We start from the raw sequence: 14,382 nt of genomic DNA on the forward strand, positions 1-14,382 counted from the left end.
CCGCTGGGTTAAATGGATGGGCAAAGGCAGTGCGCCGCGCTCAGCCGGCGCGGCATTGGACGCCGCGCCGGATCATCGGAATGGATGCGAGCGTCGCTGCGGCTGAAACTCCCGGCATGGCAACCTCCCGACCGACACGCGCCAAATTCCTGACCGGCGCGCTTGTGGAGCTACATCATTCTTTTTCAGAACCCATCATCATGTGGATCGTGACGGGCTCCCTGCTGTCCGCGACAGCCACCGACTGCGAGATACCGCTCGCGCGGCCGCGCCTCAGGCCGTCTGCGACACCGGCTGCCGGGTCTGCTCGACGATCGATTCCTCGACGTCGCGAAGCTGATCCTTGCCGAAGAACATTTCGTTGCCGACGAAAAAGGTCGGCGAACCGAACGCACCACGACGGACCGCATTTTCGGTAAGCTCGATCAACTTCTTCTTGACGTCGTCCTGCTGCGCCCGGGCAGCGAGCCTGTCGATGTCGATCCCCGACGACAGGAAGGCGCTGCGGAAGATCGCGGGATCATCCATCTTTTTGGGCTCTTCCCACATGTGGTGATAGGCGGCCCGGAAATACGGTTCGAACACACCTTCAAACTGCGCCGCGACAGCGCCCCGCATCAGCATCAGGGTGTTGACCGGGAAGAACGGATTGGAGCGGAATTTGACGATGCCGTGGCGACGGATGAAGCGCTGGGTTTCGAGCGCCTGATACTCCGGCTTGTTCTTGATGCCGCGAAGCGATTCGAACGGCGACATGTTGCCGGTGGCCTTGTAGATGCCGCCAAGCAGCACCGGCACGTAGTCGAACTTCACGCCGGTGCGCTGCTCGATACCGGCTATGGCAACCTCCGCCAGATAGGCATTAGGGCTACCGAAATCGAACAGGAACTCGACCTTCACAGTCATGACCGCCTTCTCCCCGACCGCGTTTATGGCCTGGCGCAGATGCCCGACCGATTATCTGGCCGTCATTCTTATGGTTCTAAAATAGAACTGTCAAACTCATTATGACAGGATTTTTCACGCCTGCGCGATCGGGCCGTCGAACGCGAGGTCCTCTCGGGCCACTTGCTTTCATAGCTTTGCTCAGGCCGCGCTTTCCGCGCGCCATCAGAACAGGCCGGCCCCTCGGCTGACAGCACCGGGGTTGTCCGGGGCTCAGTACCGTTCTAGAATGGATGATCCGGGGGAAGCCGATGCGGCTCGGTCCCTCCGGCGGGGTCGGCTGGAGACGTGCATGAAGTGGAAGGAACTCGAGGAAGAACCGTGCTCGATGGCGCGGACGATCGCGGTGATCGGTGATCGCTGGACTCTGCTGATCCTGCGCGAGTGCTTTCTGCGCAAGCGACGCTTCGAGGCGTTTCAGTCCTCACTCGGCATCACGCGCCACCTGCTCGCCGAACGGCTGAAGAAGCTGGTGCGCCAGGGCATTCTGCGCCGCGTCCCCTATCAGGAGTCGCCGAAGCGCCACGAATACATTCTGACGCAAAAGGGCCTCGATCTCTACCCGATCATGATGGCGATCGTGCATTGGGGCGACACCCATATGGTCGACGAGCGCGGCCGGCCCGTGCTGCACGAGCACAAGAAATGCGGCAAGCTCTTCGAGCCGGTCATGATCTGCTCGGAATGCGGCGAGCCGCTCCTGGCCAAGGAAGTCCACACCCATCCGGGCCCGGGTGGCTGGGCCGCTTCGGTACCGCCGCCGGCCGATTTGCCCTCCGAGCCATCAACCGGCGGCCCCAAAGCCGCCCGCTCCAAGACCGTCCAGCCCAAGGCGAAGTCGCGCACCCGGGCGGCCTGAGCCGGCCCGGGGCAGTTCTCACGCCCAGTGCCGGCTTAGCCTCACAACCGGACCACCTCGCGAGCTGGCTCGGCAGCGTATAGTCGTTCGACATGCTCGCCGCGATGCTTGAGCACCGCGCGCTGGTTGACATAGGCCTTGTCGGTGATCTCTCCCGCGGCCATCGACGCCGGCTCCTTCAAGAGCAGGAACGCGCACACCCGCTCGCTGCTGCCGACCGTGGCGTTGTACTCGCTGAGCCTGTCTTTGAGGAATGCGGCCACGCCGGGGTCGGCGGTCAGGTCGGAGTCGGGATCCATCGCCACGCGCTTCGCTTCGGCCGGATTGAGCCAGCACAAAAGGGTGCAGGAGTCGCGGTTCTCTCCGGCGACGACGATGTCCAGCAGCACGCCGCGCGTCGCCGCCAGGATCGAGGCGCGCATCGCGCCGATCGAGACCCAGGTGCCGTTCGCCAGCTTGAAGTTCTCCGAGATGCGCCCGGTGAAGCGCAGCCCGCGCTCCGGCCGGTCCGGATCGATGAACGAGACCGTATCGCCGATGCGATAGAACCCCTCCTCATCGAACGCCATCGCGGTGAGATCGGGCCGACCGAGATAGCCCGGCGTGACGTTCGGCCCCTTCACCCGCACCTCGTAAGTGTCGGACACCGGGATCAGCTTCAGCTGCAGCCCGGGCGCCGGCAGGCCGATCTCGCCCGGTTGATCGGTCGCCCAGTGCGTCGTGCTGATCGTCGGCGCGGTCTCGGTCGTGCCATAGCCCGACATCACCGGAATCTGGCGTCCAGTGATCGACGAGGTCAGCCGATAAAGCTTCTCGAGCGTCCCCTCGGAGATGGCGGCTCCGGCGTAGCTCAGCCGGTCCATGCGTTTGAACACCCGCGCACCGATGTCCGCATCCCGCTCGATCGCCTCGCACAACAGATTGTAGCCGGCGGGCACGTTGAACATCGCCGTCGGCGAGATCTCGGTGAGATTGGCGATCGTCTTGTGGAAGAGTTGCGGCAAAGGCCGGCCATCGTCGATATAGAGCGTCCCACCATTCTTGAGAATGCCGTGAAGAATGACGTTGCCGCCCATGGTATGATGCCAGGGCAGCCATTCGACCTGGATCGGATGCGGCGAAGGCGAAACCAGCAGGATGCCCATCTGCAGCGCGCTGGCCATCATGCGGTGGGTATTCAGGACGCCCTTCGGCAGGCCGGTCGAGCCCGAGGTGAACAGGATCTTGGCGACGGCGTCGCAGGACAATGCTGCGGCAGCCTGGGCGAACCCGTCTCCAGGCGCCTTGACGGCGAGCGCGCGGAAGGGGATCGTCTCAGGTGCACCGTCGACGCTGATCCACGTCGCTGCGGCCAATTCTGGAATGGCGCGCCCTGCAGAGAATTGCGAGCCGCTCTGCACGAACACGAAGCGCGGCTGCAGCACCTCGGCGATGTCCTTCAAGCGCGCCAGCCCGCCCGGCATCATCGAGTAGTTCGGCGACACCGGCGCCACAATCACGCCGATCGACATTGCGGCGAACGCCACGATTGCATGCTCGATCGAGTTGCCGGACAGAATCGCCAGCCGGTCGCCGGTCGTGGCGCCCAGGTCGATCAGGCTTTGGCCGACCGCCTGTACCTGCAGCCAGGCTTCGCCGTAGCTGATCTCGTCCCACCCGCCTGCCTGGTTGCGTTGCGCGAGAAAGACGCGGTCCGAAGCCGCGCCGGCCCAGTGCGGAAGAAAATCGGTGATCCGCCATTCGCACGGACTCCATGCGATCGGCGAGCGCAGAATCAGCGTTCCATCGGACCGAGTGTCGATCGACAGCTCCCTCGGCGCAAATGTCAGCTTATGTGTCGACATTGAGATCTCCCACCCGGATTGCAGCAAAACACAAAAAGCACGGCCGGGCGCGGCGACGGCCGCAAGCAAGGATGCACACCGTCGCAATCAGGCGGCACACGTCCCACCGGCACGGATGCCGCCTCGGCGGCACCCGACTTGTGCGAAGGATCGGTCGGACTTGTCAGCTCAGACTCATCAGTCAGACTTGGCGTCCAGAACGTCGCCGAAGGCTTCCCAGGCCGAACCAGTCCAGCGTTGCAGACGCATCTGGGTCCAGATCATGTTCTCCGTCTCGCTCGTGTTGACCTTGACTCCCGGAAGCGCCGTCGGCACGACGAAGTCGCGCAGGCTCTTGGCCTGGGCGAGGATGTTCTTGCGCGACAGGTCGTCGCCGCATTGCTTGAGAATCTGTTCCAGCACCAGGCCCTGCTGATAGCCGGTCAGATAACTGCCGTTGGACAGGTCCGCGCCCTGCAGATATTTGTCGAAAAAGGCCCGGTAGGCCTGCACGCCCGGATCGCTCTTCCAGGACTCGTCGAGCGCATCCTTGTTGGTGCTGCCGACGATCACCCCGACCGACTTGTCGAGCCCAGCAGGCGCCAGCGTCCCGCCGACTGATCCGGAGGGAAAGTTGACGATCACCGTGGCCTTCCAGCCGATCAAATAGGCCTGCCGGATCGCCTGCGCGGCGAATTTCGGCGTGCCGGCGATCACCAGCGCCTCGGCGCCCGAGCTCTTCAGGTTGGTGACTTGCGAATCGATGGTCGGCTCGCTGACCTCGTAGGAGGCGCTGACGACCTTGCTGTCGAAGTTCTTGCCGAGATAGGACTTGAAGGCGTTGACGTAGTCTTTCCCAAGATCATCGTTCTGATAAAGAATGGCGTATTTGGCGTTCGGCAGCGCCTTCGTCAGGTACTTCGCGTAGATCTTTCCTTCCGTGTCGTAGCTGACGAGCCCGGTGGTGATCAGCGGATAGTCCGAGACATTCGTGAACTTGGCCGAGCCGCTGATGATGGCGACGCTGGGCACCCCCTTCGTCCGCAGATACTTCGCCGTGGCCGAGATTCCTGCGGTCCCGAGCTGGCCATACATGAAGGCGACCTCGTCGCTCTCGACCAGCTTGCGGACGTGCTCGACCGTCTTGGGCGGGCTGTAGCCGTCATCATACGTGATGTAGTTGATCTTGCGCCCATTAATGCCGCCGCGATCGTTGAGCGACTGGATATAGGCGATCAGCCCGCGACCAACGAGACCGAGCGACGACGCCGGCCCGCTGAAGGGGAATACGCCGCCGATCTTGATTTCTGTCGCCGTGACGCCGGGCGTGTCTGCGGCGACGGCCACCTGCCCGGCGACGAGCGACAGCGCCGCGGCGAGAATCCACTGTGTCTTCATTCGTTGTCCTCCCAAACCCGCACCTTTTGGCGCGTGGTACACGATTGTTCTTGGCTCGCCGGCGTCTCCCCACGAGGGAGCGCGCACAGCGAAACAGCATGGCCATCGCGTTCGACCTGGACGAGAGCCTACAGTTCTATTTTTGAACCCGTCAAGAGACAATCGGGCTCGGGCCCTGCCGCTCTGCACTCGACGACTCCGGCCGGCTTCGGGGAAAGGCGCTCATGTCCGCCGAATTTGACGTGGAGTCCCGGCGGTCTTCCCGACGCAAGCGGCCCTTATTGCCGCGGATATTCGTTCTGATTTCGAACCAAAGACTTTTGGCTCGCCAATGGCTGCGGCTCTTGATGATTTCGCTGGTGGGGCTCGCGATGAGCTCGCAGCGGCAATCCGACGCAACCGTCACGACCTGGGATCACCGACAGGGCGGCACTGCGCTTGAAGACCTCGACCAGCCCGTTCAAGGCATGCGGGGCGAGCCGGCCACCATGCCCTCCCCCTCCTGGTCGCGAATCATCCTTCGGGACATCGGGGAGCGACGGGCCTTTGTCGCAAGTTGGGGATATGGTCCCCGCCGGAAGCTTACGGCGGACACTGTCTGATCCCGCCCGAGACCCGGATGCGATTCAGTCAGCACGCTGCCGTCTTTCGGCGGCTTCTCGATCAGCTCGATCTTTAGGAGGCATTCGATGGTGGGGGAGGCAGGACTCGAACCTGCGAAGCCATGAGGCGGCTGATTTACAGTCAGCTCCCTTTGCCACTCGGGACACTCCCCCGTGTCGATGGCAGTTGAAGGCCGGCCGCGGAACAGCGGTTGGGGACCATCAGCGCCATGGAGACGGTAAGACCGCGGAGCCCAAATGAGGGGCGTGCGCGGCCGGGGCCCTTATGATCGAACCGGCCCCTCAAAGTCAACCAAGGACAACGATTTTTCCCGCCTTGGCGGTGCCAAATTGCCAGAATCCGTTCGCCGTGACAGAAGCTCTGGCATGAGCGACCGCGACCGAAAGCCCCCATTTCCCCGCCAAGGCGGCAAATCTTCCGGCAAATTCGCCGGCAAGCCGCGCAAATTCGAGCGTCCGCAGCCGTGGCGGGACCGCGAACAGGGGTCGGACGGCCCTGTCATCCTCTACGGCTGGCACACCGTGACGCTGGCGCTCGGCAATCCGAAACGCAGGATTCGCAAGCTGTATCTGACCGAAAACGCCGCGCGCCGGCTCGCCGACGAGCGGATCGAGACCAGAGTGACACCGGAGATCGTGCGTCCGAGCCAGATCGACCAGCGGCTCGGCCCGGACGCCGTGCACCAGGGCCTGCTCGCCGAAGCTGATCCCCTGCCCTCGCCCGACATCGACACGCTGGCGGCCGAGGGCATGATCCTGGTGCTCGACCAGATCACCGATCCGCACAATGTCGGCGCCATCCTGCGGTCGGCGGCGGCGTTCGACGTCAAGGCGATCGTGACCACCGCGCGCCACAGCCCGGAGGCCACCGGCGTGCTGGCGAAGTCCGCGTCCGGGGCGCTGGAGCTGGTGCCGATCATCGCGGTGCAGAACCTCGCCCGCGCGCTGACCCGGCTCGACGAGCGCGGCTTCCAGACGGTCGGCCTCGACAGCGCCGGCCCGACCGACATCGCCGCGGTGGCGCTGCGCGAGCCGCTGGCGCTGGTGCTCGGGGCCGAGGGCAAGGGCCTGCGGCAGTTGACGCGCGAGACCTGCAGCGTGGTCGCCCGGCTCGACATGCCCGGCGCCATCAAGAGTCTCAACGTCTCCAATGCCGCCGTGCTCGCGCTCTATATCGGCGCGAGCCGGCTTGGATTGATGCCCAAATGACGAAACGCCCGCGCGCCGGAGCGCACGGGCGTTTGCGATCAGCTCAGCCGAAAAGCTCAGTAGTAGCGGCGCAGCACGCGGTGGCCGTGATAATAGGACGAGGCCCCCCAGCGATAGGCGCTGCGAGGATGGCCATACACCATGGGAGGGGCGACGCGGGTCTCCTCATAGGCGTGGTGGCGATGGTGATAGCGATAAACCGGGATCGCGCTCTCCTGGTAGACGGGATAAGGCGCGAACGCGCCCGGACCGGTGTAGGTCGGCCCCTGGTTGACGTAGTAGTATTGATGCGTCGGCTCGGCGAGACGCTCGTAACGCACGCCGCAGCTGCCGCAGCCCGCCGCGCCATAGGCGTGGCCGTAATGATAGCTGTAGGCCGGCTGGTAGGTGTAGGCCGGCTGATAGGCGACGCTCGGCGCGCACGGGCTCGCATAGCCGCACGGCGCGCATGAGGAATAGCCGCAGGCCATCGCGGGCGCGCTGCCCGCAAGAGCGAGGCCGGCAATGCCGATCAGTCCTGAAATCACGCGACGCATTATTTTCTCCTGGATCTGCTTTTTTGTTTCGAACTTCGTCAACTCAACCGGCGCATCAGGCTGCGCTAACGTCGATAGGGCCGCGGTGGCGTGTCGTAGCCGCGCGGCCCGCCCCGCTCCGGCGCAAGGATGACGGCGGGCGGATACATCGGCACCTGGGGTTCAGCCGGCTGCATCATGGATTCGGCGCCCCATGAGCGGGAATAGCTCTCGGCCGGCTTCGGCAGCTTGCGCTCGGCCGGCGGCTCGATTTCCATCCGGCCATAGCCCGGCTTCGATCCGAGACTCGGGTAATAGTGGCCGACATGCGGCTCGGGCTCGACCGGCCGGCCACCATAGATCATGGGCTGCATGTAGTTGCCTCGGCCGAGACCGTACTGGCCTTCGACCACGGCGTAAGACGCGTCGATGCCATTGATGACGACAGGCACGCCGGGGCGCTGCGGAATCACGATCTCGAAGCCTTCGCTGGCGAGCGCGACCGGCGCCGTGCCGATCAGAATTGCAATAGCTGTTGCAAAACGCATGAATTCACGCCCCGATTGCCCTACCAGAATTACCGCAGCGCGCGCTCCGATGGGTTAAGAGCACGGCTCAATCTGCCGGTAAGCCTAACGCGTCGGCCATTCATCCGAGTTAAAGCGTAGGGCGGCTTCACGACGGACGGTTAACGACTCACCATCATGCGCGCGTCGTGGTGAACACCTTGCGCAGCTCGATCGCGCGCGTGGCCGATCAAAAACATCGGGGTGCGGCGGAACATCGCAACGATCACGTGCTTAGGAGTCGGGGCGCAACGACGGAGTTACAAATGATCCGATCAGCAATTCTCGGCGCTTCCCTTGTCGCGACGGCCCTGGCCGGCCCCGCGATGGCGCGCGACATGCACCACCGTCACATGGCCCGCCACGACGCCGCGATGATGCAGCAGCACGACGATGCCGGAATGATGCAAAGCCGCGGCGACGCGGGGATGATGCAGCGCCGCGGCGACGCCGGGATGATGCAACGCCGCGGCGATGCCGGGATGATGCAACGCCGCGGCGATGCCGGGATGATGCAACGGCGCGGCGATGAGGGCTGGAACAACAACGGCTGGAATAATGACTGGAACCGCCGCAGCACCGGCTTCTGGCCGGCCGATATCGCGGCCGGGGCCGTTGGCACCGCCGCCGGCGTGGCTGGCGCGGCCATCGGAACCGCTGGCGCCATCGCCACGGCGCCGTTCCGCACCGCTGACGCCTATGCCTACGATGCCGGTCCCTACCGATACGGCCAGCCGACCTATGATCGCGGTCCGAACGGCTATTACGGCGACTGGAACAGCTACGCCACCCGCAACGGCCTGGTCTGCCGTCCCGGCACCATGTTCAAGGGCAGCGACGGCGCCATGCACATCTGCCAATAACGTCCACCACGGACAGCGTCGTAAAGGGCGGCCGCGAGGCCGCCCTTTTTATGACCCGCAAGTTATGGCCTGCAAGCGACCGCCAAGCCGGTGCGACGGCAGTAGCCTCCGCCGAACAACTCTGGTAGGAACACCGCGCTTCGGAGCCTCGCACCCGCGATTTGAGCGCGAGACTTCCGCGCCAGTCGTGCAACCTCTCATGGTGCGATTCCTGGCGCCATTCGCCGGCTTAGCTCAGCGGTAGAGCAGCGGTTTTGTAAACCGAAGGTCGGGGGTTCAATCCCCTCAGCCGGCACCATCGCCCTGCGCGGTCGGATCAGGGCTCGGCCCGCAGCTCGTGCTCAATTCGCCTTCATCTTGATCGGTGCCGCCGCCGGGGGCTTGACGGCCGGGGACAGCTTTGGCGCGGCCCATTCCGGATCGGCCACCGGCCCCCCGCCCTCGCCGGTTGCGGCGACGAGTTGACCCGGCACCAGGTCCGTCGTCAGCGCCCAGCCCTGGGTGGCGCAGAACAGGCCGAGCAGGCAGCCCTTGACGGCGAGCATCTTCGGGCCCTCGCGCCAGATCGAGACACTATAGGTCTTGCCGTCCTCGGCGTTATAGACCTCGCCGGCATGGCGACCGTCTGCGTTCAACTTCAAGCCCAGCAGCATCTGATGGCCGAGCAATGGCCGGCTGCGCCGCGCTGGATCAGGGTTCAGCCGGTCGCGGAATGGCTGCCCCTTGGCGTCGGCCGTCTCCTTCATCCAGACCACGTAGCCGCAAATGCGGTCCGTCATCGCGCCACAGCGTTCGATCCGGATCCGGGCGCGGCCGTCCTCCGTCAGCCAGGTGCCGAGCGGATCGCTGACGGGCGCAGCATGACCGCGGCCCTCCGCCATGGACAGGAGCAGGCTGACGACGATGCGCAGGCCGACGCGCAAGACGAATCTCAATGTCATGTCCAGGACCCTCATGGTCTCCACCGCCTCGAGCCACGCACTCAGGCGGCGCTTGCGATGGTGCGGCTGGCGTGCCGCATGGCTGCTCCGCGGACGGTCGGTCGCGATGCCGGTGCCTTCAATTCCAATCCCCGCTCCAAGCCCTGCCCGAACCCCTGCGAGCCCAGGCGCGGCACGACGCGGCAGGCACTGACATGCGCGCGCCGGCGCCCGGCGGCCGCTCACTGCAGCTGGGCGACCAGGGCATCGGCGCCCTTGTCGATCCCGGCTTCGGCGGCCGCGAGCGCGCCGACACTGGCCTTGATGTCGTAGGGGGTGGGATATTGCTTGCTGACGAAGGCGTTCAGCAGCCGACCATCCGCGGCATCGAAGATCTCCGCGGCGTAGAACACCGATCCGGTCAGCAGTCCCTCCCCGTCGCGCGCACTCTGCACGCCGTTGTAGACGGCGCCGGCGAGATCGAAGCGCGAGGCCGTACCGAGCACCGGCGTGTTGGCGACGGCGCCCGTCAAGGTGAGCCGCACCCGCAGCGTGTTCGGCCCGCGCCGATGGACCGGCTGGAAGCGCGCCGACAGGCTGTCCAAAAAGCGCGTCCGCATGTAGCCGGCGAGCTTCGCTTTGTCTGCCTCCGACATGTCGCCGAACTGGTGGTCCCTGCCGCGATAGATCACGACGGGATCGAGCATCACCTTGTCGTAGCTGCGCCAGTCGGCAGGCGCGCTGTAGCGATAAGGCATCCGCCCCGAGGCATCGGCGGCGTTCGGCGCGAGATAGCGCGCCGAAGCCACCTCGGAATAAGCGACCGGCGTCACCGTATTGCAGCCGGCGCAAAGCCCTGCCACGGCGAGCGCCGCAGCACCGGACGCGCGGACTCGAACCGTCATCATCATCATCTCCCTCGGGTGCTCTGGATGTTGCGTAGCACAACAACTGCCATCAATAAAACCGACCAGACGGTTTGTAAAGGGAAACAATGTCGGGTGCGAAATCAACTCTCCTCCGGGGACAGGCTCGTCTCGCTCTGGCCCCGGTTGCATCCCGGCGACATTGCGGGAGGCTCCCGGGCCGAGCGCGGCCTCAGCGCGGGCGATCGGCCTGCGCGAATCCGGCCCATTGGGTGTCATCGAGCAGGCGCGCGAACAGCCGGTCGAGATCCACCTGCTCCAGAGGCGAGACGCGCAGCATCGCCATCAACGCCAGCCCCCGCGCCGCGGCCCAGCGGAGCACGGCAAGATCGGCGTCTTGAGCCTCACCGCGGATCTCGGCCACCCTCTCGCCATCCTTGGCGCGGGCGTCGGCGAGCAGACCGGGCTCCTGAGCGAGCGCGCCCAGCATGGCCTGCGCCACCGAATATTGCTGGGCGATCAGTTCGCGCGAAATCGCGATCTGCGTGGCCAGTTCAGGCTGGTTCGTCGCTTGTCCTGCTTCAGCCCTGAACTTGCGAGCGAATTCGTCGAAATGCGCGAATTGCTGTTCAAGCAGAGCCTTAAGCACAGCCTCCTTGTTGGGAAACTGGTGCATCAGCCCCCCCTTGCTCAGCCCGCTCTCGCGCGCGATCGCGTCGAGCGTCAGCCGCCCCGGCCCATCGCGAGCGATGATGGTGAGAGCGGCGGTGAGCGCGGCCTTGCGCGACCGCTCGGAGCGCGACGGGTTGTCCATTGGGAAATTGCGGGGTGCGCCGGAGGCGTCCAGGTTGCGAGCTGCAGGCCTCCCGACGTCCGGGCTGCCTGGCACGTCATGACGAGAGCCACCCTGCTCTGTCAAGCCAAGCAGAAAAAGCCTATATGCACGGGAACGATCTCAACGCGCTTTGCGTTGGGCATACCGCTTTGGGTAGGCGGCCTCCATGGCCGCCTCAACTGTGGCGATATTGTTGCCACATCTCATAGCCGACTCTCATTTGTCCCCAGAAGCTGCTGGTAGATCAGCTTGATTTGAATCTCTGGCTTTGCTGCAATTGTGGCAGCGACGGGGGACGAGCGTGATGACCTGGAAGGAAGATCGCGACGCCTTGATCGCGCAGACGATGGCGTTCGTGCAGGCGGTCACCGGCAAGCCGGCTGACTTCTCGCAGTTCGAACTGCCGTCTGCGGCGACGAAAGCAGCGGTCTCACCACAACCGCCCGTCACCGCACTGCCCGTCACACCGTTGCCCGATGCGGCGCGCACCGCGTCGACGACGGCCGCACTGGCGTCCTTGGCTCCGGCTCCGGAGTGGCGCGAGCCGCCGCGTGAGGTCCCCGAGCGATCGGGCCAGGCTGAGCCATCCGACCTCAACCTCACAGCGGACGCCGAGACGCGTCGCCTCGATCTCACGCGGGCAGATCGGCCGCGGCGCGAGGCCTTCACCAGCATCGCCTCACAGCTCGATCTGCAACGCGACATGCAGGCGGAAATTCGCGCCCGGGTCGCCCGTTTCCGGGCTCACCAGGAGCGCTTCAATCGTGAACGCCAGGAATATTTCAGCGCGACGCTTGAACGGCTGAAGGCCTCGGCCGCCGGGACCGTGATCCCCGAGGATTGAGGCGGCCCGGAGCCGCCTGTTTGAACCACCACGCCACCATGACGATCGAAATGAAGCCGAACATCGACGTGCTTGCGCTACAGCCACGCGCACAGCAGCGCCACATTGGCGACAAAGGCGAGCAACAGCCCAAAGGCGAGCGTGAGCTGGATCCGCCCGCAAAAGATGTGGAGATCGGTTCCCATGGCTTAACCATCTGGCGATTCTAGCCTGGGAGTCCCACGGTTTATTTTTCCAAAAATTTAGGACTCGTTTACGACTCGGACGAACCGAAAAGGCCGCTTTCCGGCCCAGAACACGCCCGTCTCTTGCTGCAACCGCCATTCATCCTCGGTTCATCCTTCGCCTCTCTGGAGCTGTTTGGAATGCCCTATGCCCTGTTCTGTAACGAAGCCAAGTTGAGCAAGGCCTATCCAACCGAGGGGGATGTCTGGAGATTGGCGCGGCAGAGCGGGCTGGTGGTTGACGTGACGATCAGCGCCCGCCGGTCATCCGTGCATCTGCAGCTCGACAATGATTACGAGATCCGGGCCTGCGCGCCGGAGCCGGAGGAAGATCCCTGGCAGAACCGCGCCGAAGCCGAGCAGGAGTTCAACATCCCGTTCGCGTCCTGACGCAGGAGATCGCGCACCGAAGCCCCGTAGCGGGATGGAGCCTGTAATCGGGATAAAGCTAGCCGCCGGGCAGCCCTGGGAGCAGCCCGCCGGATAGTCGCCATGAAGCAGACCGTTACGAAGCAGACCTTACGGCGTCGCAGTTGCCAGCGAAGCGGTTTCGGCCGGGAGGGCAACACAGGAACGCTTGCGGCTGACGCCGCGGATCGCCCCGGTCACCTTCAGCACCTTCCCTGACGGGCAGGACGCGGCTTGCACCAGCGCGACCTCGTAAGGCGCCAGCATCAACGGTTCGGACTTCAAGACGGTCTGGGCGGAGCACGGCAAAGCAGCCGCGGACAACAACAGCACGGACACCAAGATACGCATGTGGGATGATCCATCAAACCGGCGGACTCATAATAACAACTCGTGTCGAAAGTTTCACGACGGTGTGAAAATTTTTTTGCAGTGCGTGAGCGGCTTCGAAACCACCGCCCCCGCGCCCCCGCCGGACAGCAAAACGCCCGCGGCTTGCGCGGGCGTTTCCAATTCTTTGAAGTCCATATCGCCGCCCCCTGGGGGTCCGCGACGCGGTCAGTACTTGCTGGTTGGGCCACTCCAGCCAAAGCGATAGTTCACACCGACCTTGACGGTATGCTCGTCGCTGTTGAAGCGGCTCCCCACCACCGGGGCTGGACCTCCCGTAAAGGTGGTATTGCCAAAATTATAGTACTGATACTCGGCTTTGGCCGACCAGTTCGGCGCGAACATGTATTCCAGGCCGCCGCCAACGGTATAGCCATCCTTGGTGTTGCCGCTGGTGGTGAACCCGGCGGGCACGCCGGCGACGTTCACGCCGAGCGCATTGCCGTCACGCCAAGCATAACCGCCCTTGGCGTAGAGCAGCGCCGGTCCCCAGGTGTAGCCCAGCCGGCCGGTGACCGAGCCGAGTTGGTTGGCCCCGGTCGAGCTCACCACCGTGGCCCCCGGGAAGCCGAAATTGGTCGTGTTGCGATCCATCCAGCTGTACTGGGCCTCGATACCCAGCACCCAATTCGGCGCGAACTGGTAATCGAACCCGCCCTGGACGCCCCCGAGGAAACGGCCGTTGTTGCCCTCCAGGCTGTTGTTGCCCGCGAAGGCACCGCCGAGATGACCGCCGATATAGAAGCCGGTCCAGTTATAGATCGCCTGTGGCGGGGTGTAGACTGGCGCCTTGGTGTAGGTGCGGGCCGGCATGTCCGCGGCGAATGCCGGCGCAGCCAAAACAGTCAAAGCCACTGCACTCAAAAAAACGCGCTTCATGGGACGTCCCCGTTCTTCGTTTGCGACATCTATCGAACATCATGGCCGCATTTGGGTTGCCCGATGGCGCTGACGCAGCTGTGATTGGTCCGCGCATGTCACCAGCGAGCAACAAAGGCCTTTTGTTCCATAGGCTTCCCGAATATTTCGTGAAGCTGCACGCCTCGCCCGACATTTGGTCGAGATGAGGCGGCAACGCGTTTGAACCCGTCTCG

Annotated in this window: 18 protein-coding genes and 2 tRNA genes; 8 read left to right on the forward strand and 12 right to left on the reverse strand. The window is 64.4% G+C overall.

Annotated elements, in window-relative coordinates:
- Positions 1 to 273: 273 nt before the first annotated feature.
- Positions 274 to 906, reverse strand: a complete 633-nt coding sequence (locus HL671_RS19480; protein ID WP_172237654.1) for a 2-hydroxychromene-2-carboxylate isomerase — start codon at positions 904 to 906, stop codon at positions 274 to 276.
- A 331-nt stretch (positions 907 to 1,237) separates the two neighbouring features.
- Between HL671_RS19480 and HL671_RS19485 the strand changes: the two genes are divergently transcribed.
- On the forward strand, positions 1,238 to 1,804 hold the full coding sequence (locus tag HL671_RS19485) for a winged helix-turn-helix transcriptional regulator (protein ID WP_012045116.1): 567 nt from the start codon (positions 1,238 to 1,240) through the stop codon (positions 1,802 to 1,804).
- 41 nt (positions 1,805 to 1,845) lie between these two features.
- Here HL671_RS19485 and HL671_RS19490 read toward each other — a convergent pair whose 3' ends face one another.
- Together HL671_RS19490 and HL671_RS19495 are read right to left on the reverse strand one after the other, a co-directional pair.
- Positions 1,846 to 3,648, reverse strand: a complete 1,803-nt coding sequence (locus tag HL671_RS19490) for an AMP-binding protein (RefSeq protein ID WP_246579700.1) — start codon at positions 3,646 to 3,648, stop codon at positions 1,846 to 1,848.
- A 177-nt stretch (positions 3,649 to 3,825) separates the two neighbouring features.
- On the reverse strand, positions 3,826 to 5,025 hold the full coding sequence (locus tag HL671_RS19495) for an ABC transporter substrate-binding protein (protein WP_172237660.1): 1,200 nt from the start codon (positions 5,023 to 5,025) through the stop codon (positions 3,826 to 3,828).
- A gap of 224 nt (positions 5,026 to 5,249) precedes the next feature.
- On the opposite strand from HL671_RS19495, the gene HL671_RS38015 reads away from it, so the two are divergent.
- Positions 5,250 to 5,627, forward strand: coding sequence for a hypothetical protein (locus HL671_RS38015; protein ID WP_210263976.1), 378 nt, complete (start codon positions 5,250 to 5,252; stop codon positions 5,625 to 5,627).
- Between the two features lie 88 nt (positions 5,628 to 5,715).
- Here HL671_RS38015 and HL671_RS19500 read toward each other — a convergent pair.
- Positions 5,716 to 5,801 (reverse strand) — tRNA-Tyr (locus HL671_RS19500).
- Between the two features lie 213 nt (positions 5,802 to 6,014).
- On the opposite strand from HL671_RS19500, the gene rlmB reads away from it, so the two are divergent.
- Entirely contained in the window at positions 6,015 to 6,857 is an 843-nt protein-coding gene (gene rlmB / locus HL671_RS19505) for a 23S rRNA (guanosine(2251)-2'-O)-methyltransferase RlmB (RefSeq protein WP_172237663.1), read from the forward strand.
- Positions 6,858 to 6,913: 56 nt separating this feature from the next.
- Here rlmB and HL671_RS19510 read toward each other — a convergent pair whose 3' ends face one another.
- Together HL671_RS19510 and HL671_RS19515 are read right to left on the reverse strand one after the other, a co-directional pair.
- A complete protein-coding gene (locus HL671_RS19510; RefSeq protein WP_172237666.1) occupies positions 6,914 to 7,393 on the reverse strand; it encodes a hypothetical protein in 480 nt (159 codons plus the stop codon).
- Positions 7,394 to 7,458: 65 nt separating this feature from the next.
- Complete coding sequence (locus tag HL671_RS19515) at positions 7,459 to 7,920, reverse strand: hypothetical protein (protein WP_172237669.1); 462 nt, start codon at positions 7,918 to 7,920, stop codon at positions 7,459 to 7,461.
- Positions 7,921 to 8,396: 476 nt separating this feature from the next.
- On the opposite strand from HL671_RS19515, the gene HL671_RS19520 reads away from it, so the two are divergent.
- The gene (locus tag HL671_RS19520; RefSeq protein WP_246579704.1) at positions 8,397 to 8,801 is read left to right on the forward strand and encodes a hypothetical protein; all 405 of its coding nucleotides are present in this window, start codon (positions 8,397 to 8,399) and stop codon (positions 8,799 to 8,801) included.
- Positions 8,802 to 9,024: 223 nt separating this feature from the next.
- Positions 9,025 to 9,099, forward strand: a tRNA-Thr gene (locus HL671_RS19525).
- A 43-nt stretch (positions 9,100 to 9,142) separates the two neighbouring features.
- Here the strand turns inward: HL671_RS19525 and HL671_RS19530 are convergent.
- The 3 genes from HL671_RS19530 to HL671_RS19540 all read right to left on the reverse strand — a co-directional run bounded on the left by HL671_RS19530 (position 9,143) and on the right by HL671_RS19540 (position 11,476).
- A complete protein-coding gene (locus HL671_RS19530) occupies positions 9,143 to 9,742 on the reverse strand; it encodes a DUF2147 domain-containing protein (RefSeq protein WP_148221495.1) in 600 nt (199 codons plus the stop codon).
- A gap of 221 nt (positions 9,743 to 9,963) precedes the next feature.
- On the reverse strand, positions 9,964 to 10,629 hold the full coding sequence (locus tag HL671_RS19535) for a DUF3313 domain-containing protein (protein ID WP_172237672.1): 666 nt from the start codon (positions 10,627 to 10,629) through the stop codon (positions 9,964 to 9,966).
- Positions 10,630 to 10,819: 190 nt separating this feature from the next.
- Entirely contained in the window at positions 10,820 to 11,476 is a 657-nt protein-coding gene (locus HL671_RS19540) for a TetR/AcrR family transcriptional regulator (protein WP_307769036.1), read from the reverse strand.
- Between the two features lie 250 nt (positions 11,477 to 11,726).
- Between HL671_RS19540 and HL671_RS19545 the strand changes: the two genes are divergently transcribed.
- From HL671_RS19545 to HL671_RS19555, 3 genes are all read left to right on the forward strand, one after another.
- Positions 11,727 to 12,266: a hypothetical protein gene (locus HL671_RS19545; protein ID WP_172237675.1), complete on the forward strand. Its 540-nt coding sequence runs from the start codon at positions 11,727 to 11,729 to the stop codon at positions 12,264 to 12,266.
- 20 nt (positions 12,267 to 12,286) lie between these two features.
- Positions 12,287 to 12,475, forward strand: a complete 189-nt coding sequence (locus tag HL671_RS19550) for a hypothetical protein (RefSeq protein WP_172237678.1) — start codon at positions 12,287 to 12,289, stop codon at positions 12,473 to 12,475.
- Between the two features lie 156 nt (positions 12,476 to 12,631).
- A complete protein-coding gene (locus tag HL671_RS19555; protein WP_012045127.1) occupies positions 12,632 to 12,880 on the forward strand; it encodes a hypothetical protein in 249 nt (82 codons plus the stop codon).
- A gap of 129 nt (positions 12,881 to 13,009) precedes the next feature.
- On the opposite strand, the gene HL671_RS19560 is transcribed toward HL671_RS19555, so the two are convergent.
- From HL671_RS19560 to HL671_RS19565, 3 genes are read right to left on the reverse strand one after another with little or no spacing between them, the layout of a single operon-like run.
- Positions 13,010 to 13,249 carry a DUF6719 family protein gene (locus tag HL671_RS19560; RefSeq protein ID WP_012045128.1) on the reverse strand — a complete coding sequence of 80 codons (240 nt, stop codon included), beginning with the start codon at positions 13,247 to 13,249 and terminating at the stop codon, positions 13,010 to 13,012.
- Between the two features lie 54 nt (positions 13,250 to 13,303).
- A complete protein-coding gene (locus tag HL671_RS38805) occupies positions 13,304 to 13,426 on the reverse strand; it encodes a hypothetical protein (protein WP_283813091.1) in 123 nt (40 codons plus the stop codon).
- A 30-nt stretch (positions 13,427 to 13,456) separates the two neighbouring features.
- Entirely contained in the window at positions 13,457 to 14,167 is a 711-nt protein-coding gene (locus HL671_RS19565; protein ID WP_012045129.1) for an outer membrane protein, read from the reverse strand.
- Between the last annotated feature and the right edge of the window lie 215 nt (positions 14,168 to 14,382).

Origin of the sequence: Bradyrhizobium denitrificans (genome assembly GCF_013179005.1) — a bacterium.
GTDB classification, from domain to species: Bacteria; Pseudomonadota; Alphaproteobacteria; order Rhizobiales; family Xanthobacteraceae; genus Bradyrhizobium; species Bradyrhizobium denitrificans.